At 65.4% G+C, this 25,566-nt stretch carries 23 protein-coding genes; 9 read left to right on the top strand and 14 right to left on the bottom strand.

Features of this window, described 5'->3' with window-relative positions; all coding sequences use genetic code 11:
* Nucleotides 1-8 precede the first annotated feature (8 nt).
* Nucleotides 9-659 carry an RraA family protein gene (locus BXE_RS39640; protein WP_040123528.1) on the bottom strand — a complete coding sequence of 217 codons (651 nt, stop codon included), beginning with the start codon at nt 657-659 and terminating at the stop codon, nt 9-11.
* A gap of 130 nt (nt 660-789) precedes the next feature.
* Nucleotides 790-1,173: a VOC family protein gene (locus BXE_RS39645; RefSeq protein WP_011493781.1), complete on the bottom strand. Its 384-nt coding sequence runs from the start codon at nt 1,171-1,173 to the stop codon at nt 790-792.
* A gap of 291 nt (nt 1,174-1,464) precedes the next feature.
* Here BXE_RS39645 and BXE_RS39655 point away from each other — a divergent pair, with 291 nt between their 5' ends.
* Nucleotides 1,465-2,241 (top strand): TetR/AcrR family transcriptional regulator, encoded by a 777-nt coding sequence (locus tag BXE_RS39655; RefSeq protein WP_167540904.1) that lies wholly within the window; start codon nt 1,465-1,467, stop codon nt 2,239-2,241.
* Between the two features lie 27 nt (nt 2,242-2,268).
* Here the strand turns inward: BXE_RS39655 and BXE_RS39660 are convergent, their stop codons facing one another.
* The 3 genes from BXE_RS39660 to BXE_RS39670 all read right to left on the bottom strand — a co-directional run bounded on the left by BXE_RS39660 (nt 2,269) and on the right by BXE_RS39670 (nt 5,076).
* Entirely contained in the window at nt 2,269-2,616 is a 348-nt protein-coding gene (locus tag BXE_RS39660; protein WP_011493783.1) for a hypothetical protein, read from the bottom strand.
* Between the two features lie 54 nt (nt 2,617-2,670).
* Nucleotides 2,671-3,702 (bottom strand): hypothetical protein, encoded by a 1,032-nt coding sequence (locus tag BXE_RS39665; protein WP_011493784.1) that lies wholly within the window; start codon nt 3,700-3,702, stop codon nt 2,671-2,673.
* 90 nt (nt 3,703-3,792) lie between these two features.
* Nucleotides 3,793-5,076 carry a cytochrome P450 gene (locus tag BXE_RS39670; RefSeq protein ID WP_011493785.1) on the bottom strand — a complete coding sequence of 428 codons (1,284 nt, stop codon included), beginning with the start codon at nt 5,074-5,076 and terminating at the stop codon, nt 3,793-3,795.
* Between the two features lie 280 nt (nt 5,077-5,356).
* On the opposite strand from BXE_RS39670, the gene BXE_RS43555 reads away from it, so the two are divergent.
* The 5 genes from BXE_RS43555 to BXE_RS39695 all read left to right on the top strand — a co-directional run bounded on the left by BXE_RS43555 (nt 5,357) and on the right by BXE_RS39695 (nt 10,940).
* Entirely contained in the window at nt 5,357-6,340 is a 984-nt protein-coding gene (locus BXE_RS43555; protein WP_011493786.1) for a helix-turn-helix domain-containing protein, read from the top strand.
* A gap of 79 nt (nt 6,341-6,419) precedes the next feature.
* The gene (locus BXE_RS39680) at nt 6,420-7,838 is read left to right on the top strand and encodes a hypothetical protein (protein ID WP_011493787.1); all 1,419 of its coding nucleotides are present in this window, start codon (nt 6,420-6,422) and stop codon (nt 7,836-7,838) included.
* Nucleotides 7,839-7,845: 7 nt separating this feature from the next.
* Nucleotides 7,846-9,303: an acyl-CoA reductase gene (locus tag BXE_RS39685; protein WP_011493788.1), complete on the top strand. Its 1,458-nt coding sequence runs from the start codon at nt 7,846-7,848 to the stop codon at nt 9,301-9,303.
* Nucleotides 9,304-9,339: 36 nt separating this feature from the next.
* Nucleotides 9,340-10,080 (top strand): SDR family oxidoreductase, encoded by a 741-nt coding sequence (locus BXE_RS39690; RefSeq protein ID WP_011493789.1) that lies wholly within the window; start codon nt 9,340-9,342, stop codon nt 10,078-10,080.
* Nucleotides 10,081-10,187: 107 nt separating this feature from the next.
* Nucleotides 10,188-10,940 (top strand): TetR/AcrR family transcriptional regulator, encoded by a 753-nt coding sequence (locus BXE_RS39695; RefSeq protein WP_011493790.1) that lies wholly within the window; start codon nt 10,188-10,190, stop codon nt 10,938-10,940.
* Here the strand turns inward: BXE_RS39695 and BXE_RS39700 are convergent.
* Nucleotides 10,896-12,542: a phytoene desaturase family protein gene (locus BXE_RS39700; RefSeq protein ID WP_011493791.1), complete on the bottom strand. Its 1,647-nt coding sequence runs from the start codon at nt 12,540-12,542 to the stop codon at nt 10,896-10,898. The two genes, BXE_RS39695 and BXE_RS39700, sit on opposite strands and share 45 nt — an antisense overlap.
* Before the next feature lie 300 nt (nt 12,543-12,842).
* Between BXE_RS39700 and BXE_RS39705 the strand changes: the two genes are divergently transcribed.
* Genes BXE_RS39705 through BXE_RS39715 form a run of 3 tightly spaced genes read left to right on the top strand, consistent with a single transcriptional unit; the run spans nt 12,843 to nt 14,852 of the window.
* Entirely contained in the window at nt 12,843-13,073 is a 231-nt protein-coding gene (locus BXE_RS39705; protein WP_011493792.1) for a ferredoxin, read from the top strand.
* A gap of 28 nt (nt 13,074-13,101) precedes the next feature.
* Entirely contained in the window at nt 13,102-13,860 is a 759-nt protein-coding gene (locus BXE_RS39710) for an SDR family NAD(P)-dependent oxidoreductase (RefSeq protein WP_040123526.1), read from the top strand.
* A 41-nt stretch (nt 13,861-13,901) separates the two neighbouring features.
* On the top strand, nt 13,902-14,852 hold the full coding sequence (locus tag BXE_RS39715) for a VOC family protein (RefSeq protein WP_040123525.1): 951 nt from the start codon (nt 13,902-13,904) through the stop codon (nt 14,850-14,852).
* Between the two features lie 37 nt (nt 14,853-14,889).
* Here BXE_RS39715 and BXE_RS39720 read toward each other — a convergent pair whose 3' ends face one another.
* The 8 genes from BXE_RS39720 to BXE_RS39755 all read right to left on the bottom strand — a co-directional run bounded on the left by BXE_RS39720 (nt 14,890) and on the right by BXE_RS39755 (nt 25,272).
* Nucleotides 14,890-15,627 (bottom strand): alpha/beta fold hydrolase, encoded by a 738-nt coding sequence (locus BXE_RS39720; protein WP_040123524.1) that lies wholly within the window; start codon nt 15,625-15,627, stop codon nt 14,890-14,892.
* 75 nt (nt 15,628-15,702) lie between these two features.
* Nucleotides 15,703-16,527 (bottom strand): SDR family NAD(P)-dependent oxidoreductase, encoded by an 825-nt coding sequence (locus BXE_RS39725; RefSeq protein ID WP_011493796.1) that lies wholly within the window; start codon nt 16,525-16,527, stop codon nt 15,703-15,705.
* Nucleotides 16,528-16,533: 6 nt separating this feature from the next.
* Nucleotides 16,534-17,331, bottom strand: a complete 798-nt coding sequence (locus BXE_RS39730; RefSeq protein WP_011493797.1) for an enoyl-CoA hydratase/isomerase family protein — start codon at nt 17,329-17,331, stop codon at nt 16,534-16,536.
* Nucleotides 17,332-17,359: 28 nt separating this feature from the next.
* Entirely contained in the window at nt 17,360-18,334 is a 975-nt protein-coding gene (locus tag BXE_RS39735) for a lactoylglutathione lyase (RefSeq protein ID WP_011493798.1), read from the bottom strand.
* A gap of 30 nt (nt 18,335-18,364) precedes the next feature.
* On the bottom strand, nt 18,365-20,869 hold the full coding sequence (locus BXE_RS39740) for an efflux RND transporter permease subunit (RefSeq protein ID WP_011493799.1): 2,505 nt from the start codon (nt 20,867-20,869) through the stop codon (nt 18,365-18,367).
* A gap of 33 nt (nt 20,870-20,902) precedes the next feature.
* Nucleotides 20,903-21,994, bottom strand: coding sequence for a WD40/YVTN/BNR-like repeat-containing protein (locus tag BXE_RS39745; protein WP_011493800.1), 1,092 nt, complete (start codon nt 21,992-21,994; stop codon nt 20,903-20,905).
* Nucleotides 21,995-22,088: 94 nt separating this feature from the next.
* On the bottom strand, nt 22,089-23,453 hold the full coding sequence (locus BXE_RS39750) for a DUF1329 domain-containing protein (protein WP_011493801.1): 1,365 nt from the start codon (nt 23,451-23,453) through the stop codon (nt 22,089-22,091).
* 112 nt (nt 23,454-23,565) lie between these two features.
* Nucleotides 23,566-25,272: a DUF1302 domain-containing protein gene (locus tag BXE_RS39755; RefSeq protein WP_011493802.1), complete on the bottom strand. Its 1,707-nt coding sequence runs from the start codon at nt 25,270-25,272 to the stop codon at nt 23,566-23,568.
* Nucleotides 25,273-25,566 lie beyond the last annotated feature (294 nt).

Here is a 25,566-nt window from a genome sequence, read left to right on the forward strand (position 1 = left end):
CGGTTTCCTCATAGCTTGCCGAACTCGAGAAATGCGTCATACGGGTCGCGGCCGCCGCGGATGGCGGTACGCATGCGTGAGTCGGTGCTCATCGTCTTGACGGTCTCGGTGATGACGAACCCGGCATGCTCGCGCTCGATCAGCAACGTGCCGTCGCGGTCTCCGAGCACGTAGTCGCCGGGCGAGATCGTCACGCCGCCGATGACCACGGGAACGTTCGTCGCCTCCAGCCGCCAGCTGCCGACGATGTCGATCGGGCTCGTATAGCGGGCGAATACCGGGAAGCCGATCGACTCGATTTCGTCGGCATCGCGCGAGCCGCCGTCGATGTAGTAGCCGCGGATGCCGCGCTGCTTCAACGCTTCGGCCGCGAGGTCGCCCATCGCCGAACGCGCATGATCGTGCGGCTGGCACACCACGACGTGACCGGCCGGCGCGCCTGACAGCACCCGGGAGATGAACAGTTCGAGCGATTCCGCCACGCTGATGGTCGGATCGGACCGCCCGGTGACGGTGAATACCGGGCCGGCGAGCTTCATCGCGGGCGAGAGCCCGCGGATTTCGCGCGGCAGTTCGCGCACCGGCAAGCCGTGGCTGCGTAGTACATCGAAGAGGCCGGGCGTGTTGCAGGTGGCCAGTTGGTCGGCGAGTGAGGTCATGGTCGGGTTTTCGCTACCGGATAGGGCGATTGCGGGCGACGGCCGCGCTTCGCTGGGGTGTCTGCTGCCCGCGCATAAGGGTCGGGCCATTCTGGAAGCCGCTGCGCTGGCCTGCCGAATACCAGATGTTTCACTCCGGCGTCCTGCACGACGCGACGATTTTGTGCCCGTCCAGATCGCGGATGTAGGCGGCATACGCGTTGGGCGCAAACGGGCGCGGTCCCGGCGGCCCTTCGCAGACGGCGCCGAGTTCGAGCGCGCGACGATGAAATTCCCGCACCGCTTCCCGGTCCGGCGCGGCGAGACCCACGGTCAGCCCGTTGGCCGCCGTGGCCGGCTCTCCATTGCGCGGGTACAGCACCATCAGTTGCGGGGCCTCCTTGCCCCAGCCGCAGACTTTCCCTTCTATCGAGAATAGCGATTTGAGGTTCAGCGGTTCGAGAACCCGGTCGTAGAACGCCTTCGCGCGATCGAGATCGCGTGTGCCCAACGTGAAATGCGTGAAGATACTCATGGTTGCTCCGTGTGATCCAGCTGTTCCCCACGTTTTTAGACAAAAATGCAAATAGTGTCAATTATGATCGGACCTGGGCGCGTGGCGGCCGGTTCGGTCATCGATCGCGTGCGTGCCATTACAATATCGCCTCGTACGCTGCTGGATGGGCGCCGCGCGCGCGGCGACCGCAACGATGGAACTCCTCTGGGCGCGGCAGTCCGCGCTTTGATGCTGCCAGCGGCATTTTTCTTTCTGATCAGCGGCAGATCCGCACACTTTTGGAAGATTCATTGAACTATGGCTAAAGCGATGGCGTCCTCGAAAACCCGCACCCGAAAGGCAGATGCTGCGCCGCCTGCGAAGCCGCGCACGGCTGCCGGCAAGCGGCCGAAGGCGGTCGCGCAGGCGGTTGTCGAGGCGCCAAAGGCAAGACGCCGGCGCGCCCCGGAGCCCGCCGTCGCGGAACCCCCGGTTGCCGCGCCCGCGCCGCGCCGCCGGCGCAGTAACCGGCGCTCCGAGCAGACCATCGACAACATCTTCGCGGCGACCCAGAAGGTGGTGCTGGAATCCGGCGCCGAGCGCATTTCCATTCTCGAAGTCTGCGAGACTGCCGGCGTTTCGCGCGGCACGTTCTACCGCTACTTCAGCTCGCAGGAAGAACTGCTCGAGGCCTACTCGCGCCATGCGCGCGAACGCTTTCACCGGACGCTGAGCGAACTGCTCGCGCCTTACACCGATCCCAACGAGCGGCTCGCGCGGCTCATCCGGTATCTCCAGGATTTCCTCGACGCCGGGACCGCGCAGCGCATGCTGGTCGTCGCTCCCGAGTTCGCGCTGCGCTTTCTCAAGCGCATCTTCCACGACTCGGTGGTGCGCTTTCAGGATCTGCTCGCTCCGATGTTCGACGCGTGGGATGAGGAGCTCGGTGTCAAGCTGGACCGGGAGCTGATCTGCGACCTGCTGATCCGCCTCGTCATGAGCGAGCTGCTCGTCAGCGGCGAATCGGAGGGCGGCGTGATGCCGCGCCGCATCGGCCGGCTGATCGACGCGCTGCGCTTTGGCGGCGTCACCCGGGCCCGGCGCTAGGCGGCGCAGCCGGGCGCGGCGAAGGCGCTATTGCCTGATGAAGTAGCGCACGTGCAGCCGGCCCGCATCGAAGCGATAAAGTTCGATGGTTTCGATCGCACTCCCGGTGCCGATGATCACGTTGCGGACGTAGCAGGCCGCTTCGTTTCCGTTCACGATCTTCGCGACGGGTTCGACGCGAATCCTGTCGCGTTGCTGGCGCCACATGTGGTCGAGCACGGCCCAGCCGTCCTGAGGCGGACGGCCGACGTATTCGATCGTGAGGCCGTCGGGCGCGGCGCGCCGGTAGTCGTCCAGAAATGCCTGTTTGTCGCCTGCGTTCCAGTGGTCGGTCTGTGCAAGCAGGAACGCTTCGATGTGTCCGGTATCCGCCATGATTTGCTTCCTTCGATGAGCCGCGCGCGAGTGTCGTGCGAGTGTCGCGCCGCGTCAGGGTTGAATGCCGCGCACGTTGCGCGCGGTGCCGTTGCGGCGATCCGATTCGCCCCAGCCCACCCAGCGATCCGCTTCGCGCGTGTCGCCGACGCGCCGCCAGCGGCCTTCCTGCTGCGCGGTAATCGGAAATCCGCCGACAAAGTCGATCATTTCGCCCTTCGGACACGGCAGAAACTCCCACTCCTCTTCGCCGTCCAGCACGATCCGCGCGCTTTCGACGAAATAGCTGCCGTCCTTGTGCTGCACGCGGCCGTCGATGTCGGTGGTGGTGCGAATCTCGCCCTTGTCGTTCTGGAAGATCGCGTAGCCCAGATGGTCATGCCCGACCATGAACGAGCCCACGTCCCAGCTGCCGTCCTTGTAGACCGTTGCGAACGACCACCAGATCACGTGCATCTGGTGGTTGACCACGAGGTCCTTGCTGAAGTGGATAGCGCCGCCCTCGGCCATGTACGCCTGGTCGAAGCACATGAGCCCCTTCACGCGCCGGCCGTCGCAGATGCCCGCGATGTCGTAGATCTGCGAGACGTAGAACGTGCCCCAGTCGACTCCGGGCAGATACCATTGCATGCCCTGGCCAAGCAGCGGGCCGCCGAGTTCGAAGAGCCCCTCTTCGGTCCAGCTGAGCCGCTCGCCCGATGCGCTCAGTTGCCAGCCCGCTCCGGGCTCGCCTTCCAGGCTCGACCAGCACGCCGTGTCGCCCTCCAGCCAACGGCGCGGAAACAGCGTCGTCGCGCGCGGCTCGATGCGCGATTTGTCGATGCGCAGGTGCTGGCCGTCCACGCGTGTCGAAAGATAGATGAAGCGCGTCGGGTTCGGCGTGCTGCCCGGCTCGTTGACGGCGCGCACGAACGCGTAGATCTCGCCGTCCTCGTCGCGCACGCAGCCGAACGGCATGCCCTTGGTGAGTTGCAGGCCGTAAAAGCCGCGCAGGTCGTGCATTGCGCGGCCGCTGACCTTGTGGGGCGCGACGAGGGTCTGGTAGCGGAAGTCGCCGCGCTGCGGAACGGTTTTGAAGGATTTCATGGCTCTATGGGCAGGCAGGGCAGATGAAAAAGTGGGGTGCGCGAGCGTGGAGAACGGGCGCGCGCCGGTAAACGGCGGCCGCGCCGCAGCCTAGTCCCAGATCACCGGCACGGATTTGGCCCCGCGCAGTTGCGCTCCGGCGATCTTCGGCGCGGGTCTGGCGGGATCGAGCCGGACGTTCGGGAACAGGTCGAGGATTGCGTTCACCGCGCATTGCAGCTCGATCTTCGCGACGAACTGGCCGATGCACATATGCGCGCCGAACCCGAAGCCGAACGAGGGTTTCGGCTTGCGGTCGATGTCGAACGTATCGGCGTTCTCGAAGACGTCCTCGTCCCGGTTCGCCGACATCACCATGCATTGCACCAGCCCGCCGCTGCGCACCTTGACCCCGCCGATCTCGATGTCGCGTGCCGCCTGGCGCACCTTGAAGGTCGCGACCGGCTCGTAGCGCACCGCTTCGTCGATCAGGCGGGGGATCAGGCTGCGGTCGTTGCGCACGCGCTCGACGAGTGCCGGGCGCTCGAGCAGCAATGTGATCACCGAGCTGAACGTGCGGGTCGTGGTTTCGCCCGCGGCCGGCAGCAGCGAGCGCACGAAGGTCGTCACTTCGTGATCGTCGAGCTTGTGGCCCTCGTATTCGGCGCGCATCAGGCGGCTGATCAGGTCGTTGCCATCGGCGCCGGCGGCGCGGCGCTGCAAGACGACTTCCATGACGGCGTCATAGAGGTGCTTGACCGCCGCGGCCGCAATCGGGCCAAAGATCCGGATCTTCCCGGGATCGATCTGGTTGCCTGCCACCATCGCCAGCGCCCACGTCGCGTACTGGTTGAACTTTGCCGTGTCGTCGGTCGGAAAGCCCATCAGCGCATACATTTCGCGGATCGGGAAATACAGGCCGAAGTCCATCAGGTCGGCGTGCCTGTTCGGCACGAGCGGCGCGAGAAAGTCCTCGCGGATCACGCGGTCGAGTTCCGGGCGCCAGCGGTTCACGGTCTCCGGCATGAACACGGGTTGCAACAGGCCGCGCGCGCGACGGTGCGCATCGCCGTCCATCGCGAGAATGATCAGCCCGTCGAAAAATCCGCCGAGCCCTTCGGCGATGAAACCGTTCGTGAAGGTGGTGGCGTCGCGCATCACCGCCAGCACGTCCTGATACCTGAAAAGCGTCACCTCGCACTTTGCGGCGCTGGCGCCGGCATTGGTGGGAATACCCAGATGCGTCGCGACGAAGTCGCCCTTCATGACCGGGTTCTTGTGACGCATTTCGCGACACAGCGCCTGCAGATCGATATCGGGGCCGCGATAGGTATCGGAGACGGCGTGGTACGCCGCCTCGAGGTCCAGCATGGGGTTTTCGAGGGTGGTGCTCATGTGTCTCCTCCGTCGGCCCGTGTCGGGCCTTGTTTAGGCCCTGCAATATGGGCGATCTCTGCGGGCGCTTCGAATGGGTACTTCAAATGAGGTATGTCGTGCAGCTTAACGGCGTCGGATGCCGCTGTCCGCCGCGTTCGTTTGACGCCCCGTCAAACGACGGAGGACGTTGCATCGCGAGGGGGCGGGTTTATGAAAATAGACAATTTGTTTATAAGTGTGTACTTTTCGTCGATGATGAACCGGCTGGCCGCCTGGCGGCCGCATTGACGAATACGCGATGGAATCAGCCGTCTCAGATCTCTACACCGTGGCGGGCGACGATCATCTGGTCCGGCGCCCGCGGATGCCGTCGTCACGTCTGTCCGTGGACGCGCATATCTGCACGCCGCGCTTCGAGGTCAATGTGCGCACGCTTCGGCTGGACGATCCGCTCGACGCGTATTTCCGGCCGCCGGCGGGATATCTGGACATGTCACTGGACGAGCGTTCGCAAGGGCGCTACGGCGCATTTCGCGGCGACGCCGGCGACACGGACTTCGCGCCGCTCGGTGCGAGCGTGTTCGTGCCGGCGGGGCAGACCTTTCACGTGCGCTGCGCGCCCATGCGGCGGCGCGTCATCTGCTGCATGTTCGACGCGGACTGGCTCGATGAACTGCGCGACTGGCCGTGGGAACCGTCGCGGCTCGGCCGGTGCCGCGACCTGCGGATTCCCGCAGTACGCGAGGCGATGTTCAAGCTCGCGCACGAAGCGCTTGCGCCGGGGTTCGGCGCGCGGGTACTCGCGGAATCGCTTCTGCTGGCGATCCTCGTCCAGCTCGCGCGCCATTTCCACGACCGCGGCGGCGACGCCAGGGAGCGCGGAGGAACACAGCTCGCGTCGTGGCAGTTACGGCTGATCCGCGAGCGCGTCGAGGGCGCGCGCGGCCCGTCGCCCGGCGTGACCGAACTGGCGCGCGCGTGCCGCATCAGTGCGCGCCATCTCGCGCGCACGTTCAGGAACAGCACGGGCAGCACGCTGGGCGCCTTCATCGCCGACGCGCGCGTGCGTCAGGCGAAGGCGCTGCTCGCGCAGCGCGACGTGATGATCAAGGCGGTTGCGTTCGAGTGCGGCTTTCAGAGTCCCGCCGCGTTCGGCGCCGCGTTTCGCAAGATCACCGGGCGTACGCCGCGTGAATACCGGCTCGACATGCTCGGGCTGCAAACGGCACACGACACGAAATGTCCGTTTGAAGATAGTTTGACCGTCCGGAGCGACAACTAGCGGTTCAATCGGGCGCGGGCTTTTATAGCATTGTCGTGAGCACTGCAGTCACGGTGCGCCACGCCAATATGGAGACACCATGTCGACCCTGTATTCCAGACTGCTCGACGAGCCGACCGCGCTCGTCGGCGCCTGCTACGACGAAGCGTTTCGCCTCACGCCCCAGCAGATTCTCGATATCCAGCTGAGCGGCGCGCGCCGGCGCTTCACCGATCTGCGCGCGAGAATTCCGGTACTCGACAGATTGGGCTCGGAGCAGGGCATCGACGACATCCAGCGAATCGAGGATGTCGCTCCACTGCTGTTCGCGCACACGGTCTACAAGTCGTACCCGATGTCGTATCTGGAACGCGGTCAATTCGACCGGCTCACGCGCTGGCTGAACGGTTTGACCGCCGAGGACATCAGCCATGTCGACGCCTCGGGCATCAAGCTGATCGACGACTGGATCGACCTGCTCGACGCGCAGACGAATCTGCGCGTCTTCCATACATCCGGCACGACCGGCAAGCTATCGTTCCTGCCTCGCACCGATCGCGAATGGCGCCAGAACATCGCGTTGTCGGCGAATCGCATTCGCGACTGGCGCGGCCCCGGAAGCGGACCGGACCTGCTCGCGCAGGAGCGTCCGCTGATCGCGCCCGCGTATCGTCTGGGCGCGAGCGCCGCCGCGCGCGGTGGCGGCTATCAGGTCGAGATGTACGCGGGGGGCGAGGAAAACGCGCTCTTCATGTATCCGGACGCGCGTTTTTCGGCGGACGTCGCGTCGCTGTCGGGGCGGTTGTCCGTCGCGCAGGCGCAGGGCGAGCTGGGGGCGCTGCAGATCTCACCGGCGCTGCTCGCGAAGCGCGACGAGCTGGTTCGCATCGAGCGCGAGCGCCCCGAGCAGTTGCGGCGCTTCTTCGCCGAGGCGATTCGCCGGTTCGGCGGCAAGGACGTCTATATCGGCGCCGTCTGGAGCATCCTCTACGACACCGCGACCGAAGGGCTCGCGCGCGGCGCGCGCGGCGTGTTCGGCAAGCACAGCGTGCTGCACACCGGCGGCGGCAAGAAAGGCAAGAACATGCCGGAAAACTGGCGGGACCGGCTGGTCGAGTTCCTCGGCTTCGACAACTTCTACGAGTTCTACGGCTGCAGCGAGCAGATGGGCTTTTGCATGCGCTGCGAGGAAGGCCACTACCACGTGCCGCCGACGACCATCGCGTTCCTGCTCGATCCCGCGACGGGCAAGCCGCTGCCGCGCAAGGACGGCTTGACTGGTCGCTTCGCGTCGCTTGATCTTTTGCCCGGCACGTATTGGGCCGGCCTGGTGACAGGTGACGAGATCACGATGGGCGGCCTCGAAAAGCCCTGCCGATGCGGGCGCAGCGGTGCGTACCTGCTGCCCGCGATTCGCCGCTATACGGAGAAGGAGGGCGGCGACGACAAGGTGATCTGCGCGGGCGCGCCGGCCGCGCACGACGAGGCCCTGAACTTCCTGACCGAACTTTCGGAGTGAGCCATCGATGACCAGCACCTGGAAAGTGCCGCTGATCATCCGCGGCAACGTGATCGAGAGCGACGAGCAGCATTTCGGCGGCCGGCGCGGCGGCGTGTCATTCACGGCGCCCGACGTGCGCCGCCATGCGGACGAGCTGACGCTACGCGGGCCGTCGATGATGGCGGACCTCTACACGCTGAGCCTCGATGAGATCGTCGATTTTCTCGTCGAGCTCGGGCAGCACCTGAACTTCGCCGACAATCGCCACCTGCAGCATGCATTCGAACTGGCGTGCACGACCTCGGGCCTCTCCGAAAGCATCCTGCGCTTTCACTACGCGCGCACGCCGCGACTGTTCCAGCGCGACGAGCTTTATGCCATCGTCGCGCGTTCGGTGGGCGCCGATTACCTGGAGGGCTGGGTCGAGCAGCCCGGCAAGCTGATTCCGGGCGTCACGGCACGCACCCGCGCGTTCGGCGCGCGTTGCGTGCACGTGATCGCCGGCAACGCGCCGGTGGTCGCCGTGCTGACCGTGATCCGCAATGCGCTGACACGTTCGGACGCGATCATCAAGGCGCCCTCGAACGACCCGCTGACCGCGACGGCGATCGCCCGCACGATGATCGACATGGCGCCCAACCATCCGCTGACCCGGCACCTGAGCGTGGCCTACTGGAAAGGCGGCGACGAAGCAGTCGAACAGCGCATCTACGATCCGCGCCGGATCGAAAAACTGGTTGCATGGGGCGGGTTCGATTCGGTCAAGCACATCACCCGCTATCTGCAACCGGGCATCGACCTGATCACGCTCGACCCCAAGCTGAGCGGTACGATCATCGGCAAGGAAGCATTCGCGGACGACGCCACGCTGGCGAGTGTCGCGAAGCGGCTCGCGCTCGACATCGGCGCGCAGAACCAGGAGGCGTGCGTGAGCGCGCGCGTGGCCTACGTGCAGTCGGGCACCGACGAGGCTGGTCTCGCGCGCTGCGCGCGGCTCGCCGGGCTGACGTTCGAGGCGCTGCAGCGCCTGCCGGACACGCTGTCGACGCCGCACAAGGCGTTCGATCCGGTGCTCAAGGAGGAACTGGACGGCATCCGCATGTTCGCGGACGAATACACGGTGTACGGCGGCCGCGGCAACGAGGGCGCCGTGATCGTGTCGAGGGACGGTACGCCGGTCAGCTTCTCGCGCATCCTCGGCTGCCGGGTCGGCAACCTCGTGCCGGTCGATGACATCTCGACCGCGGTGCGCTCGGTCAACGCGTATACGCAGACCATCGGCATTTTTCCCGAGACGCTGAAGGCCGCGTTGCGCGACCGGCTGGCGTGGCAGGGCGCGCAGCGTCTCGTGTCGCTCGGCGCGGCGGCGACGCTGCAGCACAACCTCGAGCGGCAGGACGCCATCGAACCGCTGCGCCGGATGGTCAAGTGGGTCACCGAGGAGTCGGCCGACCCGGCGCTGATCGAGTCGCTTGCGGGCTGAACAGCCCGCAGGCCTTTCCACTTATTGAAGGTAACCATGCATATGAATCCGATTGAAGACAAGGTTGTCATGATCACGGGCGCGAGCAGCGGCATCGGCGAAGCAACGGCGCGCCGGCTCGCGCAGCAGGGCGCGAAACTCGTGCTGGCGGCGCGCAGGAGCGAGCGCCTCAGTCGGCTGGCCGCCCAGCTCGGCGGCGCCGACCGCGTGCTGTGGGACGCCACCGACGTGACGAAGCCCGAAGCGCTCCAGCAACTCGCGGCGACGGCGCGCGAGCGTTTCGGGCACCTCGACGTGCTCGTCAACAACGCGGGCATCATGCCGGTTTCGCTGATCGCGCAAGGCCGCGTCGACGACTGGAACCGCATGATCGACGTGAACATCAAGGGCGTGCTGTACGGCATTCATGCGGTGCTGGGCGCCATGCTGGAGCGGGGGGTGGGGCACATCATCAATATTTCGTCGGTGGCGGGCCTGAGCGTCGGGCCGGGCGGCGCGGTCTATTCGGCGACGAAGTTCGCCGTGCGCGCGATCAGCGAGGGGCTGCGCCAGGAATGCGCGGGCAAGGTGCGCGTCACCTCGATCTGTCCGGGACTCGTGGCGAGCGAGCTGCCGGACAGCATCACGGTGCCCGCATTCCGCGAGCGCGCGCAGAAGCTGTTCGAAGGGGCGATGCCTGCCGACGCGGTCGCCGATGCCATCGTCTACGCGCTCACCCAGCCCGAGCAGGTCGCGGTGAACGAAATCGTCGTGCGGCCGCTGACCCAGAGCTTTTGAGCACCGGCCCGCGCAGCGGCGAACGCGTGCACCGGACGGGTGATCGACACTACAATGCGCAAGTCGATGCGGTTCCCCGCCGATTGCACCTGTCCTCCGGTTCGCCCATGTCCTCGCCGTCAGCCGATACCGCCTCGCCGAATTCGTCCACTTCGCCCTCGCGCAAGCGGGCGACAATCGCGCGCCTGCTCAAGGAGGCGCGCCGGGCGTTCTCGGCGCACGGCCTCGCAGGCGCGCGCATCGACGACATCGCGCGCGCCGCTGGCGTCACCAAGCAACTGGTCTATCACTATTTCACCAGCAAGGAGGCGCTGTTCGCGAGCGTGCTCGACGAATCGGCGCAAGACGTGCTGGCGGATCTGCTGGCGCTCGAACTCGATCATCTGCCGCCGGTCGACGGACTTCGGGTGCTGTTGCGGCACGGCTTCGACCAGTATCGGCGCGATCCGACACTAGGCTCGCTGGCGCAGGAGAGCCTGCGCTTTCACGAACATCATGCGTGTGCTACACAGCGCAACCGCTTTGTCGATCTGGCGCCCGCGCTGGTTGCGCAGATGGAGCGCATTCTGTTGCGCGGCATCGCGAGCGGCGACTTTCGCTCCGGCGTCGACGCGCGGATGTTCTATGCGGCCTCGGCGCTGCTGACCACGGGCGGCTTCACCAATCACTATACGGTGTCGGCGGTGGCGGGCTTCGATACGACTTCGGCGGATGGCGCGGTGGCGTGGCGCGAGTATTCGATCGATTTCGTGCTGTCCACCGTGCTCGCGCACGAGCGGCCGCCGTTGACGCGGCCGCGTGCGCCGTCTTCGCGCTCAGCCGATGCCCCACGCGCCGAGGACGGCGGTCACGACGCCTAGCGCTCGCGTGCCGCGGCGCTCGTTTCGCCCCAGCCAGCGCTGCACCCGGTGCGCTGCGATGCGGCCCGGCATGCCGTTCACGCCGCCGCCCGGATGGATGCCCGCGCCACCGAAGTAAAGCCCCGGCACCGGCAGGGTTGCGCCTCCGAGGCCATAGGCGGGCCTGAGCTTGCTCGAGCGCATCGTGGTGGTGTCGATATGCACCACGCAGCCATTGACCGTGTTCAGCCGTCGCGTGAAGTCCGGCGCCGCCTCCATCCGGCGAGCGATTTCGAACTCCTTCAGCCCGTCGACATATTCGCTTGCCTGGTCGATCACCTGCTGTGCGACGCGCTCGCGGATCGCGTCCCAGCCCTCGCGCGGATGCGCGGGCATGGCGGGCGGATAGATGTAGACCGTGTCCTGCCCGGCGGGGGCCTGCGAGGGATCGATCGCACCTGGCGCCGCGAGGCTCAGATAAGGCAGCGTCGGCACCTCGCCGCGCGCCGACGCACGGAAATTCTCCAGTACCGCCTCGGCGGTGCCGATCAGCAGACAGGTCTTGCGCAAATCGAGGCCGTCGCCGCGCTTCGCCTCGAAGCGCGCAAGCGAAATCTGCCCGCGCAGCGCCATGTCGAGCTTCAACGGCGACGCGCCGTGGGCGTTGGCCGGTGCATGGCGGATGCGGGTCAGCAGGCGCTGGTCGATGCGGCCCGGCGACACCAGTTCCAGCGCGACCTGCGGGTGGCAGCTCGCGATCACGGCCCGCGCGCCGAAGGTGCGGCCGTCGGCGAGACGCACGCCGCGCAGCGCCCGCTCATCGGCGACGATTTCCTCGACGCGGGCGGATGTCAGCACTTCGCCTCCCAGTTCGCGCAGGCGTGCGGCCATCGCATTCGAGAGCGCCTGCATGCCGCCGACCACCCGGCCGACACCGAAGCGATGCAAAAAGCCCAGTAGTGCGTAGTAGATGCCGCTGCCGTCCGCAGTAATCGGTCCGGCAAGTCCAGTCAGGGAGCACATTGCCGAGATCGTGACGGGATGTTCGAAGTGCTCGAGCGCGGCCTGATAAGCCGACCCGGTCAGCAGCGCCATCAGCTCCGGCTTGAGCTTGCGGTTGCGCAGCGCGGCGCGCAGCGACTCGAAGCGCGCGCCCAGGTTGCGCTCCGCCGGATCGACGCGCATCATCGGCAGGGCCAGGTCGAGGAAGGCGAAGACTACCTTGATGAACGCGAGGAAGGATTCCGCGTCCTTCGGGCTGTAACGGCGAATCTCCTGGGCGGTCTTCCCGGGGTCGCGCCAGAACACCAGTGACGTGCCGTCCGGATGCAGGTAGACGTAGCCGGGCGTCATCTCCACCTGCCGAAAGCCATGCCGCTCAAGTTCGAGTTCGCGCGGAACGCGTGAATGAACGCGCATCGACATCATGTCGAGCGCGCAAGGATGAATGAGATGTTCAGGCGCCTCGGGCAGCAGATAGCCGGAGGAGGCCATGCCGCCGACCTTCTCCAGCGCTTCGAGCACCAGTACCTTCTTGCCGGCTGCCGCCAGATAGCATCCGGCGGACAGGCCGTTGTGACCGCCGCCGACAATCACGACATCATGGGTCTGACTGGTTGACATCTGTCTCCATCCTTCTTGTTGTTGGAGCCGCGCGGACTTCGTGGCCGCGCGGCCGTATGATCGGGTCCTGCTCGAACAAGTGGATCATATGTGAGGTAACTGTTCAATATAATGTGCTGACCGGGAGTAAAACAAATGCGGAAGACCCGTCCGAAGGTCGTCCGATATGGGAAACCGGTGGTTATGGCGGCACGTGCGGCGCCAGGGACAACCCGAACGTTAAATTCAACACTTATATTGAATCTGTGCATATAATTTCCTCGCCAATGCCGGCGTAGCCGGCGATCAACAGGAGGAGACATGGGTTCGGAAATCAGGGAGACGGCCGTGCTGTACGTGCGTGCCGATCGCAGCCGCTGCTGCGGATACGGGCTGTGCGCGCAACTATGCCCTCAGGTATACAAGCTCGACGAAAACGGCATCGTCTATCTCGAGTCCGACACGGTGCCGCGGGAACTCGAAAGCGATGCGCGGGAGGGCGCCGCCGCCTGTCCGGCGGAGGCGCTCACGATCGAAGCGGCCGGCGCGTAACCGCGCCCTTTTGACCAGGAGGTGGCGGATGGGACGGCTCGAAGGCAAGGTTGCATTGATCAGCGGCACAGGCGGCGGACAAGGCAGGGCGGCGGCGCTACGGTTCGCGCGTGAAGGCGCGAAGGTGTTCGGCTGCGACGTCGATGCGGCTGCGCAGCAGGAGACCGTGGCGCTCGCGCGGGCCGGGGGCCTCGAAGTGGCCGGCGGCGGCAGCGTGGACCTGGGGGACGCGCAGGCCGCGCGGGCGTGGGTCGAAGAGGCGGTCGCCGCATACGGCAGGATCGACATCCTGTACAACAACGCGTCCGCCGCGCGCTTCGGCGCTGTCGGCGACATGTCGGTCGACGACTGGCGCTGGACCATCCGCAACGAACTCGATCTGGTCTTCTACAGCACGCACTATGCGTGGCGGCATCTCGCCGAACGCGGCGGCGTGATCGTCAACATCTCGTCGGTGGCGGCGTGGGGCGCTTCGGGCACGACCGGCATCGGCGCACACTCTGCGGCGAAAGCGGGTGTCGTGGCGTTGACCCGGCAGCTCGCCGTCGAAGGCGCCCGGCATCGCATCCGGGCGGTCAGTATCAGTCCGGGCGTCGTCGCCACCCCCGGCACCCGGCCGTTTCTCGACAACCCCGCGACGCGAGCGGCGCTGCTGGCCGGGGTGCCGGTCGAGCGAGCGGCCGAGCCGGAAGAAATCGTCGCCGTCGCGCTGTTCGCTGCGTCCGACGAGGCTTCCTACCTCACCGGCGCCGACATCGTCGTGGACGGCGGAATGCTGTCACTGTGACAGCGCATGCATGCGCGAGCAAGAACGCACAAGGAGACACTGTGGACATCATCGGCATTGGATATCTCGGCTTTGAGACGGCTAGAATGGACGAATGGCGCACATATGGCCCCGAAGTCCTGGGCTGGCAGATCGGCGAGTCGCCTCAGACCGATCGCGACTCGCTTTATTTCCGCATGGACGACCGGCGGCATCGCTTCGCGTTTCATCCGGGCAAGACCGACCGGCTGGCCTACATCGGCTGGGAAGCGCGCGGCAAGCTGGAATTTCAGGCTGCCGTGCAGCGCCTGCGCGAAGCCGGTGTCGAAGTCACTGAAGGAGACGCCGGATTGCGCGGCGTGCGGGAGGTCGTGCGTTTTCGCGATCCGGTCGGCTATCAGCACGAGCTGTTCTACTCGCAGAAATGGATGCCGCGCTCGTTCATCCCCGGACGGCCGCACGGCGGCTTCACTGCAGGCGCGCGCGGACTCGGCCATATCGTCGTGATCACGCCGGAGTTTCCGCCTGAACTCGAACACTTCCTGACCGTGGTGATGGGCTTTCACTATTACGGCGCAGGCGCTGGCAAAGGCAAGACCGCGTTCTACCGCTCGAAGCTCAACAACAGTACGAGCCACGATATCGCGTACGGTCATGGACCGAACAGGATGGGCGTCCAGCACGTCGGCCTTTTCGTGAACAACCTGCGCGACGTCGGTGAGACCTACGACATCGTCAAGCAGCGCAACCTGCCGATGATGATGACGCTCGGGCAGCACACGCAGGACCCGCACGTGTCGTTCTATCACTTCTCGCCTGGCGGCTTTGCATTTGAAATCATCACCGAGCTCGAACCCTGGCATGACGATGGCTTCGAGCTGAACCCCGAAAAGCTCAGCACATGGGGACACGAGCAGGTCGGCCCGATCCTCGGTCCGAGCGTGCGCGCACCGGAGGAAGTCCTCGACCCGCAAGGGCTGGAGATTCTCGCGCGCTGGCGCCAGCCGGCGTAAGCGAACGGCTGAGAGCGCGGGGCAGGTCCCCGCGCTCTCAGCAGCGCCCGAGTATGATCTGCGCGAGTTCGACCGGTTCGCTGATCATCGCGTCATGGCAGGTGTCCAGCTCGATCACTTCGTCCACACCGCCCAGGTTGGCGATGAACCTGCGCTGCAGATCCGGACGCAGCGCGCGATCGCGCTTCGTCAGCACCCACGACCTTGGTACGTCCGGCAACATGGAGCGGTCCACCGGTTCGGTCGTCACCTTCGTGCTTTCGGCACACAGGCCGCGAATCACCTGCTGCTTCTGATCGCGCGTCATGCCGTTGCCGAACACCCATGACGCGACGAACGCCGGTAGCGGAGCGCTCACGGCTTCGCGGCGCGCCGCGCGCTTCGCAATGAAATTCATCGGCGGCCCAAGCGTGTCGAGCACGCACTGGCCGTTCGGCGGAATGCAGCATGCGACGAAGATCATCCGCTTGAGCGCTGTGCCGAGCTTCGCGGCAACGCCGGGCAGCGTGATGCCCGCCAGGGAGTGCCCCACCAGCACGACGCTTTTCGCGCCGCTGCTTGCACGTGACGCGTTGATTTGCGCCAGCACGCTCTCGACGCATTGCGCGATCGTGAGCCGCGCCAGGTCGCCGGGTTCGTTGCCGTGTCCCGGCAGATCGACGGCGAGAACCGGCGCGTGAGGATTGAGCGTGTTCAATGCGGCGACCGTGGGGTCCCAGCAGGTGCGCCTGTGCTGGCCGCCGTGGACGAGAACGATGATCGGCTGGTCGGTCACGCGAGGAGTTCCATGGGAGAGGCGTCCCGCCCGGGCGGCGGGACGCATACGTGATCGATGCGCGGCAACGGCCGCTCAATAGGCTGCCTTGCCGCGGGCGGCGAAGAGGGCACGCAGCGGCGCGAGCGTCGGCGCGTGGCTCGAGAATCCGCCGTCCACCGCGAGCGTGTCCCCGGTGATGAACGCCGCTTCGTCCGACGCGAGAAAGCACACGACGTCGGCGACATGCTTCGGATCGCCCAGATAGGGCGTGAGGTGCCCGTCGAGGATCACACCCTTGATGTCCTCGGGAAGCGGATGGTCCGCGACCACGAGGCCGATCTGGATCGTGTTCGAGCGGATGCGCTCTTTCCCGTACTGCGCGGCCACCGACTTGCTCAGCATCGCGAGCCCCGCCTTGGAGGCTGCGTAGGCGCTCATCGTAAAGTCGCCCTGCGCGCCGAAGCCCGAGGACGAGTGAATGATCGAGCCGCCTCCACCACGCAGCATCGCCGGGATCGCATGCTTGCAGCACAGCATGGCACCGCGCAGATTCACGGCCATTGCCCGGTCCCACACTTCCACGCTCATGTTGATCACATCGCGGTCGCCGGCCCGCTGTGCGTCGTCGAGCACAGCCGCATTGTTGTGCAGGATGTCGATGCGCCCAAAATGTTCCAGCACGGCGCTCACCATCGCCTTGACCTGCGCCTCCGACGACACGTCGGTACGCACGCTCATCGCGCGCTCGCCGATGTCGGCCGCCACGGCGGCGGCCGCTTCGCCGTTGATGTCGACGACCGCGACGCGCGCGCCGTGTTGCGCCAGCGCGCGGGCGCACGCGGCGCCGAGTCCCGCACCCGCGCCGGTCACGATCGCGACCTTGTTTTCCAGCTTGCCGCCGGCCTTCTCATTGCTCATCACAGGTCATTCTCCGGTGAAGACAGGTACGCGCTTTTCCTTGAAGGCCAGCGCCGCTTCCTTGACGTCCTGGCTCGGCGCGAGCAGCGCGAAGAGATCCAGTTCGCGATCCAGCCCGCGCCGCAGATCGAGTTCGAGCGCCGTGCGCGCGGCCTGCTTGGCATAGGCCGTCGCCATCGGCGAGCGCACGGCGATACGGTCGGCCAGTGCCTGCACTTCCTCGAAGAGGCTGGCGGGCGCGGCCGCAATGCGCGAGACGAGTCCGATTTCCTGCGCCCGCCGTGAGTCGAGCCGCTCGCCGGTCAGGAGCATGTCCATCGCCATGCCGTGACCGACAAGACGCGAAAGCCGCTGCGTGCCGCCGCCGCCAGGAATCAGGCCGAGGCCCGTTTCCGGCAGCGCCATCACTGTATCGGGTGCGGCGTAGCGAATGTCGCAGGCGAGCGCGAGCTCCATCCCGCCGCCCATGCAAAATCCGTGCAGCGCGGCAATCACGGGCTTCGCGACCCGGTCGAGCGTCTCGATCCAGCGCGAGTGCTCCATCCGCCGCCGCACCTGCAGCGACGATTCCGGACCGCGCTTTTCCTTGATGTCTGCGCCGGCGCAAAAGCCGCGCGGCCCTTCGCCGCGGATCACGATCACGCTGACCGCCGGGTCCGCGTCCAGCTCCAGCAGCGCGCGCGGCACGGCCTCGCGGATTTCGTCGTTGATCGCGTTGATCTGCTCCGGCCGGTTCAGGACGATCCAGGCGGTCCTGCCGTTTCGTTCGACCCGCACGGCTGCATTGTTTGTCTTTGCGTCCATCTCTTCTCTCCCTGTCTGGTCGACGCTATCAGGGGGCCTGGAACTCTTCGAATTCGAAGAGCTGTCCGTCGAGTTCTGAAGGATGGATGCGGAGCAGGGAGCGTCCGCCGACTGCTTCGCATGCTTCGATCCAGTCAAAGCGGACGCCGCGCGACTTCAGTTCCTCGGCCTTCACCTGCAGACCGTTCACGGCAATGCGCACGAAGTACGGACCCGGCCCCCAGTTGTTCAGGTAGAGGCCCGCGTCGCTGTTCCAGCGGGTCGGCTCGATGACGTCGAGCGACGCGCTGTTCTGCAGCGTGAAGCCCATGCGCGCGCGCCGGTAGCCCTCGACGTCGAGCTGCTCGACCGGGCCGGCCGGGTCCCAGCCGAGATTGGTCGAGCAGCGGCGCAGCGTGTCGTCGAGATCGCGCACGAGATAGCCGCGCGCCGTTACCCGCACCAGTTGGCCCGGCTGCAGATCGCGCGGTTGCGGGGCGGGAATCGCGAACGTCTCGGGCGGCAGCTGCAGCGGCTCGACCGGCATGATCTCGATGCACAGGCCGCCGTCCACCGAAGGCTCGTAGCAGGGGCGTTCCGGCGTGACGCCGACCCACAGGCGGTCGAACGGCATCTCCGGCGTGCGCTGCGCGAGCCGGAACGGCTGGCGCAGGCGTGCGAGGCGCTCCACCGTCTGCTCGAAGTGCGGCTTGCGTGAGGCGACGACGATCGAATGCGTGAGGATCGGCCGATGCTTGCCCTGGTAGGTTTCGAGGCTCTTCAGGAAATCGTGGAAGAGCGGGTCGCCCGGGTTGGGCCGGTCGAGGTGAACCTGCGGCTCGACGCGAGTCGGCGCGACCGCAAGCGACTTGTGCACGCGCAGGAAATGCGCGATGTACGGGTGGTTGTCGAACGCCTGCCGCCAGTTGGGGTGCTTGTGAATGCCCAGTTTGTTGACCAGCAGTTCCGTCATTCGGTCCGGGTCTGGAACCATCATGTCGGCGGTCATCAGCAAGTCGAACATAGGTGTGAATCTCCAGGAGTGTAATAGGGATCAACGACCCGAGGTCACGGAGACCTGGGTCATCCGCGCAGGCGTTTTCGCGCCGGGTTGGGCCATCGGTGCGGCCGGCTCCGGGTCGGCGTCGCGGCGCAGCCGTTCGGTCTTCGGACGCAGCAGGAACCAGGAAAGGGCGGGGATCAGCACGAGCGCGCCGATCATGTTCCAGATGAACATGAAGGTCAGCAGGATGCCCATGTCGGCCTGGAACTTGATCGGCGACCAGACCCAGGTGACGACGCCGCCCGCGAGTGTGAAGCCGACCAGCATCACGACCTTGCCGGTGAACTGCAGCGCGTCGCGATACGCTTCGCGCAGCGTTGCGCCCGCGCGCTGCCGCGCGAGCTGCACCGAGAGCAGGTACAGCGCGTAGTCGACGCCGATGCCGACGCCCAGCGCGATGACCGGCAGGGTGGCGACCTTCACGCCGATGCCGAGCATCACCATCAGCGCTTCGCAGAGCACCGAGGTCAGCATCAGCGGAATCAGCGCGACCACGACGGCGCGCCACGTCCTGAACGTGATGAAGCAGAGGATCGCCACCGACGCATAGACGAGCGCCAGCATCTCGCGGTTCGCCTGCTCCACGACGATGTTGGTTGCCGCCTCGATGCCGGCGGAGCCCGCGGCGAGCATGAAGTGACGCTCGGCGGTGTCGTGTCCGGCAGCGAAGTCCTGCACGACCCGCACCACGCGGGCGAGCGTTTCGGCCTTGTGATCGGTGAGGAACACCAGCAGCGGCCCCACCGTGCGATCGGCGTTGGTGAGCTCGGGCAACGCGACCACGACCTGCGCGAACGCGTCACCCGTCACGAACGGGTCGCGGTTGATCGAAAGCCACTTCGGCGAGCCTTCGAAACTGCCGGCAACGTACTGTCGCACGACGCTTGCCGCCGATTCGGTGCCGCGCACGCCAGGCGTGTTGCGCAACTGCGTTTCGAGGCGGTCCATTTCAATCAGCGTCGGGAAGCTCTCGATGCCGCCGGGCGGCGTCTTGACAATCACCGCGAACACGTCGCTCGACAGGTTGTAGTGTGCGTTGATGAACGCGTTGTCGAGGTTGTAGCGCGAATTCGCTTTCAGCTCGGGGGCGCCCGCGTCGAGATCGCCCACCTGGAGATGCAGGCTGACCGCGTAGCCGCCCGCGAACAGGACCAGGGCGCCGAGCAGCGCGCTGATCGCCCAGCGGCGTGTCGAGAAGCGCTCGAACGCCTGGTAGCCGCGCACCGCGAAGCTGCGCCGCGCGCCGGGATTCTCGCTGTTGCGCGCGCGCCGGATCGCCGATGCGCTCACGCCCGTGTAGGACAGCAGCACCGGCAACAGCACGAGGTTCGTGAAGATCAGCACGCCGACGCCGATGCTCGCGGCGAGCGCGAGATTGCGGATCACCGGCACGTCGATAATCATCAGCACGGCGAAGCCCACCACGTCGGCGAGTAGCGCGGTCAGGCCGGCGAGGAAGAGGCGCCGGAACGTGAACCGTGCGGCGGCGTAGCGATGGGCGCCGCGTGCGACATCGCGCGTGATCCCGTTCATCTTTTGCGCGCCGTGCGACACGCCGATCGCGAACACGAGAAACGGTACGAGGATCGAGTACGGATCGAGCGGAAAGCCGAGCAACTGCACGATGCCGAGCTGCCACGTGACGGCTGCCGCCGAGCATAGCAGTACCAGCAGCGTGCTGCGCGCGCACCGCGTGTAGCCGTACAGCGCCAGCGCCGCGATTAGCGCCGAGATGCCGAAATAGATGATCACGCGGTCGAGGCCGTCGATCAGGTCGCCGGTCAGCTTGGCGAAGCCGACCACGTGCACCTTGATGCCGGGCGCGCCGAGCGTCTCGATCTGCCGTTGCAGCTCGTGTGACAGCTCCCGGTAATTGAGCGGCTGGCCGGTAACCGGATCCTTGTCGAGCAGCGGCACGAAGATCATGCTGGAGCGCTCGTCGTTGGCGACCATCGAGCCGCCGAGCCCCGCGCGAGCTACGTTGCGTCTGAGCTCGGCCATTGCCTTCACGGAGCCGTCATAGCCCTCGGGCATCACCGGACCGCCCTTGAAGCCGTCCTCGGTCACCTCGGTCCAGCGTACCGAGGGGGTCCAGAGCGACTTCATCCAGGTGCGGTCGACGCCGCGCATCAGGAAGACATTGTCGTTGATCTTCTCGAGCGTGCGCAGATAGTTCGCGTCGTAGATCGTGCCGTTCGTGTTCTCGACGGAGATGCGCAGCGAGTTGCCGAGCGAGCGCAACGAGCCTTCGTTGTCGAGATAGTTGCGCACGAACGGGTGCGACTGCGGAATCATGTTCAGGAAATTCGCGTTGACTTCCAGCCGCATCGCACGTACGCCGAACAGCGCCGTAAGCAGGATGCAGATGACGACGATGAATGCGCGATGATTGAAGATCAGCCGCTCCACCGGGCCGCCCGAGCGGCGGTCGAATGGCTGCTGCGCGACGGAGGGACGCTGCTCTTGCGCGGCAGCGCTGTCTTGAGGTTTATCCATGTTCAACACCTGTGGTCTTGCACTGCAACGCCCTTACCGGCGCGCCGGGATTGATTCGATCATCACGCCGCTCGAACCGCTGAGCGCGACCTGTCCATCGCCGTTCGTGGCGATGCCGGCGAACATCATCGGCGTATCGGCCGACACGCGGCGCAGCTCGCCCGTGACCGGGTCGCCTGCCAGCAATAGCGCCCGGCTGCCGCAGATCACGACGGTGCCATCGGCGAGCGTGGCGGCGTCGTTCAGCGACGAGTCGGTGCCCGAGCGCGCCTGCTGCCAGGTGTCGCCGCGATCGGTGCTTTCATAGACCGTGCCGCGCAAGCCGAAAGCGAAAAGCCGCTTGCCGTTTCCGGCGATGCCGAAAAAGCTGCCGGTATAGCCCGACGAAAGGCGCTCGAAGCGGCCGCTCGACCGGTCGAGCCGGAACACCGTGCCGCGTTCTCCGGCGATGAAGATGTCACCGTTGATGCCGCGAATGGCGTTGAGATTCAGGAAGTCGGGGTTGTCGACGTACTCGAGGCCGGGCAGCCAGTTCTTGCCGCCGTCGGTGGTGACTGCGACGATGCCGAACGAGCCGACCGCGTAGCCGCGTTGCGGCGTGTCGAACCATACGTCAAGCCAGGGCAGCGATGCCCCGGCTTTCGCATTGCGCTCCTCCTGCTGCAGCAGGGGAGCGGCGTTCGTGTTGCCCGATGCCGCCGCCGCGCGATAGAACGCGACGAAGCGCGCATTCGCGATGCGCCCGTCGAGCTGCTTGACCCACGTCTGGCCGCCGTTCGAGGAATGCAGGATCACGCCGTCATGGCCGACCGCCCAGCCCTCGGTGGCGCTCGGAAAGGTGACGGCCGTCAGGTCGCTCTGCACCGGGCTCGGCACCTGGCGCCACGTCTGGCCGCGATTGTCCGACACGACGATGACGCCCCGCTGGCCGACCGCGACGAGGCGCGAGCCGGCATAGGCGACGGCTGTCATCGGCTGGCGTGCGGGCGAGACGGCCACCGCAGCGGGAGCGTCCAGTGGATCGACGAAAGCGGGTTTGCCGCTTCCGGCCGCGAGGCCGGGCACACAGGCGCCGATGAGCGCCAGGCCGACAGCTGCCGCGCGTTGCAGCGTCCGGATAAACATATTCAGAACCTCCGCAGGACTACCGTGTTCGAAATAGCGTTGCCGCGAAGCCGACGCACGTGGCGCGCGGGCTTCGCGGAGGCGACCACTACCGTTATCGCACGCCGGCGTTCAGCAGTGCCTGCGTGTTGTAGTTACCCATGTTCGGCAGGTCGTCGAAGGGAATCATGTGCTGGGAGGGCGTGCCCTGATCGGCCGTCACCGAGTAGTTACCCTTGGTCAGGTCGTACATGATCGCGTTGGGCTGGCCGACGCGCGGCTTGTCATACGGAACGATGTCGAGCGTATAACCGGCGCGGTACAGCGCGTTGCTCTGGTCATAGGCTTCGTAGCCGACGATGAGCCACGTGTCCTCGTCGATGTAGTAGGTGCGATGGCTGTAGATATTGCGTTCGCCCGGCTTGAGCGTGGCCTCCACTACCCAGACACGGTGCTTTTCCCAGCGTACGTCGTCCGGATTTGCATACTTGTCGCCGACGAGATCGGACGAGTTGTAGGCGCGATAGTTGTTATAAGGCACGAACATTTCTTTCTTGCCCACCAGCTTGAAGTCGAACCGGTCCATGCGCCCCTGGAAGCCACCGACCTCGTCGAACAGGAGGGTTCCGCCGATCGCCGCCATCGGCGTGTCATATTTGTATTCTGGCGCTACGCGTACGCGCCGCTGGCCCGGCATATAGATCCATGTCGTGTCGTCGTCGGTGCCGTCGTTGATGCTGTATTTTGCGAGCGTCATCATGCCCACTTCCGACGGTGGCCCATAGAAGCGGGTGAAGCCCGTGCGGAAAAAATTGTCGGGCAGTTTGCTGCCATTTCGATCGTAATACTGGTAGATGAACTGTGTTTCGTTGTCACCCATCAGCGTCTTGTGACCGGACTCGTCGATGAGGATCGTGCGGAAGCGGAAATCCGTGCGCACACCCTGGTAGCGCAGATTCTGATTCCACATGACTTCGTAGCCGTTCTTGGGGATGGGGAACGGAATACACGCGAACGCACCTTCGACGCCGTCGCCCGTCACGGAGCCAACCAGCTTCGCCGTCCGCGCGCAGCCGACGGTGTTCTTCAGCACCCAGTCGGGGTAGGCCATCGTGCGGTGTGTCTTGTAGACGTCGATGCGAAAGCCTGGCAGGCGTTCGAGCAGCGCCTTGGTGCCCGGCATCAGGAACTCCGCGTACTGGGCTTCGTTCGCCTTGGTGATTGACACGAGCGGCTTTTCGTCCTTGAACGGATCGGGATAGTGGCCGCTGCCAGGCTTGAAGTCCGCCGGAATCGCGAGGTCCTTGACGCCGCCCGTATACGGCGGGATCGAGCCGTCGGCATTGCCGGCCTTCTCCGCGCCGAACTCGGTCAGTTTGTGCCCGAGTTCCTTCGCTTCCTCAGCGCTGACTGCGGCGATTGCGTGAGCGCTGACGCAAAGAGCCGAAGCGAGTGTCGTCAATATCAGTACGCGTTTCATTGATCTGTCTCCAAAGTTTCTATTGCTGATGCCTGACATGTTCCACGCCGCGCGTCCGTGACCGCCATCGTGGCGATGTGGCTCGCGATGCCCTGGCAAGCCACTTCATCCATCAGAACGCGGCGGAGAACGTCAGCGATACCCAGCCGCGATCGTTGTAGAAGTATGTGCTGTTGCCGCCCGCATAGTACGACGGGCCGCCGCCTGGCAGGCCATTGGCGAGACCGAAATTGGTCTGGCCGCCGGCATGCGCGTGATAGCCGTTGTACTGCAGCGTGACGTTGTACTTGTTCTGAATGAGCGCATGGACACCGATGGTGTACTGCAGCGTTCCCTGGCCGGGCGATGGCTCCACCGTCGCCTGGTTGCCCCAGATGCCGTACTCGAGGAAGATCGGCATGTCGAGATCGATGCCGGGGTACACCTGCAACCATTGCGGATCGAACTGAACCGCGATCGCAACAGCGCTATTGGTCGAGCAGCCGTCCCACTTGTTGCCGCCCGGACAGGCGAGGGAATTGCCCACGCCGTTATAGAGGGCACCGTTGCTGGTGGTCTTGAGCTTCTGCGTATAGCCCAGTTCGACGACTGCGCTGCCGGTGTCCCACAGCGGCGTGCGCGTGAGGCCCGCCATCACGTTGCCGATCACGTTCAGTACGTCGCCGCGCGCGCCGGCCTGGCCGCTCAGGTCGCCCGGCAGCGGCCCGGTCGAGCTGTTAAGCGCTGTGTTATGACGGTACGAGACATCAAGCCCGGTACTGTACGGGCCGATCTGCTTGTCGAGGCTGAAGCCGTAGAGCTTGACGTCCGAAGCGTATCCCAGATGATAGTTCGTGGCGCCCGTTGCGGGATTCACGCCGAGCAGCACCCATGGATTGGTTTCGGTGAGGTTGCGGTAATAGAAGCCCATCGTACCGTTGAGCCAGGTGGGTGACCACGTGGCCTTGAGGCCGTAGTCCGAATGAAACCCGTTGGTGGGCTGGACGGGAGCACCCTGCGGAATCTGTCCGTCCAGCAGGTTTGGCCCCTGGAACAGGAACCCGGCCGTGCCGAGGTAGGTACCGCCTTGCGGGAACATACTAGGCTTGTATTCGGCGAAGTATTGCGCTGCCAGCGAGACAGTCGGGGTGATGTTCGTCTGGAAAAGCACCTGAGCCCGGGGAACCGTCAGCTCTTTCAACTGCGTGCCCGGTACGGCAGCACCCTTGATGCCGTCAATGGCGTTTTGTCCGTAAGCGATGCCGCTGAAGAACAGCGCATTGCCCCAGTACTGGGTCAGGCGGCCCACCTTGATCGAACTTGGCGCACTGCCGAGGTTGAAGTTGTAGAACACGAACGCGTCGAGCAGTTCCGCGCCTTGCTGGTAGTAGCGCTCGGTGTAGCTGCTGTAGCGGTTGTTCGCATAGGAGTTCAGCGTCGAGTAGGGGGTGCCCGGATAGGCCATGCCCGGATTGTTGCTCACGCCGCCGCCGTAGGCGAAGTCTTTCCAGAACGAGGCGCTGACCCGGAAGCCGAATTTGTTCTGGAACACCGCGTCGAACTCGGACAGGTCGGACACCCGGTTGGTGACGATGTCGCCCGCGTGTGCAAACTTGTAGTCGGATTCGCTGAATGTCGGGTTGTTGCCGATGTTGGGGTTGATCCCCTGGGCACGCATGCCGATGTTGTAGCTGATCGTATTGTCCCAGTTGATGTCCCAGTCGGGGATGGCCCCGAGCGGCATCGCGCTCGCTGACGCAGCCCAGCATCCGAGCGCGGCGGCAACGCCAACGCTTACCCTGTTCCTCTTCAGTCTTGCGCGGCTAGTCATTCCGTTCATCTCCTTGTCTCCTTGGCTACCTGATATGCCTGGTTTTTTCATTGGAGGCGCGCGTCTGACGCGAATCGCTTCCGGTCCACTTCGATGACAGGTGAACACATTCTTCGCAGGTGTTTATTTTTTTGTTCAGCTAGGTATGGAATCGAATTCTAAAGAGAGAATGTGGCCGGTGATCTTGTCGTTTTCCCTTACCCGCATCAATTATTTGAACAGATTGTGAAATGGTGTTCCTATGCGGATTGATGGCAATGCCGGGCGGACACGGTCCCCCCGCGCAGCGCGTGACGAGCTATC

The sequence above is a fragment of the Paraburkholderia xenovorans LB400 genome (assembly GCF_000013645.1).
GTDB lineage: Bacteria > Pseudomonadota > Gammaproteobacteria > Burkholderiales > Burkholderiaceae > Paraburkholderia > Paraburkholderia xenovorans.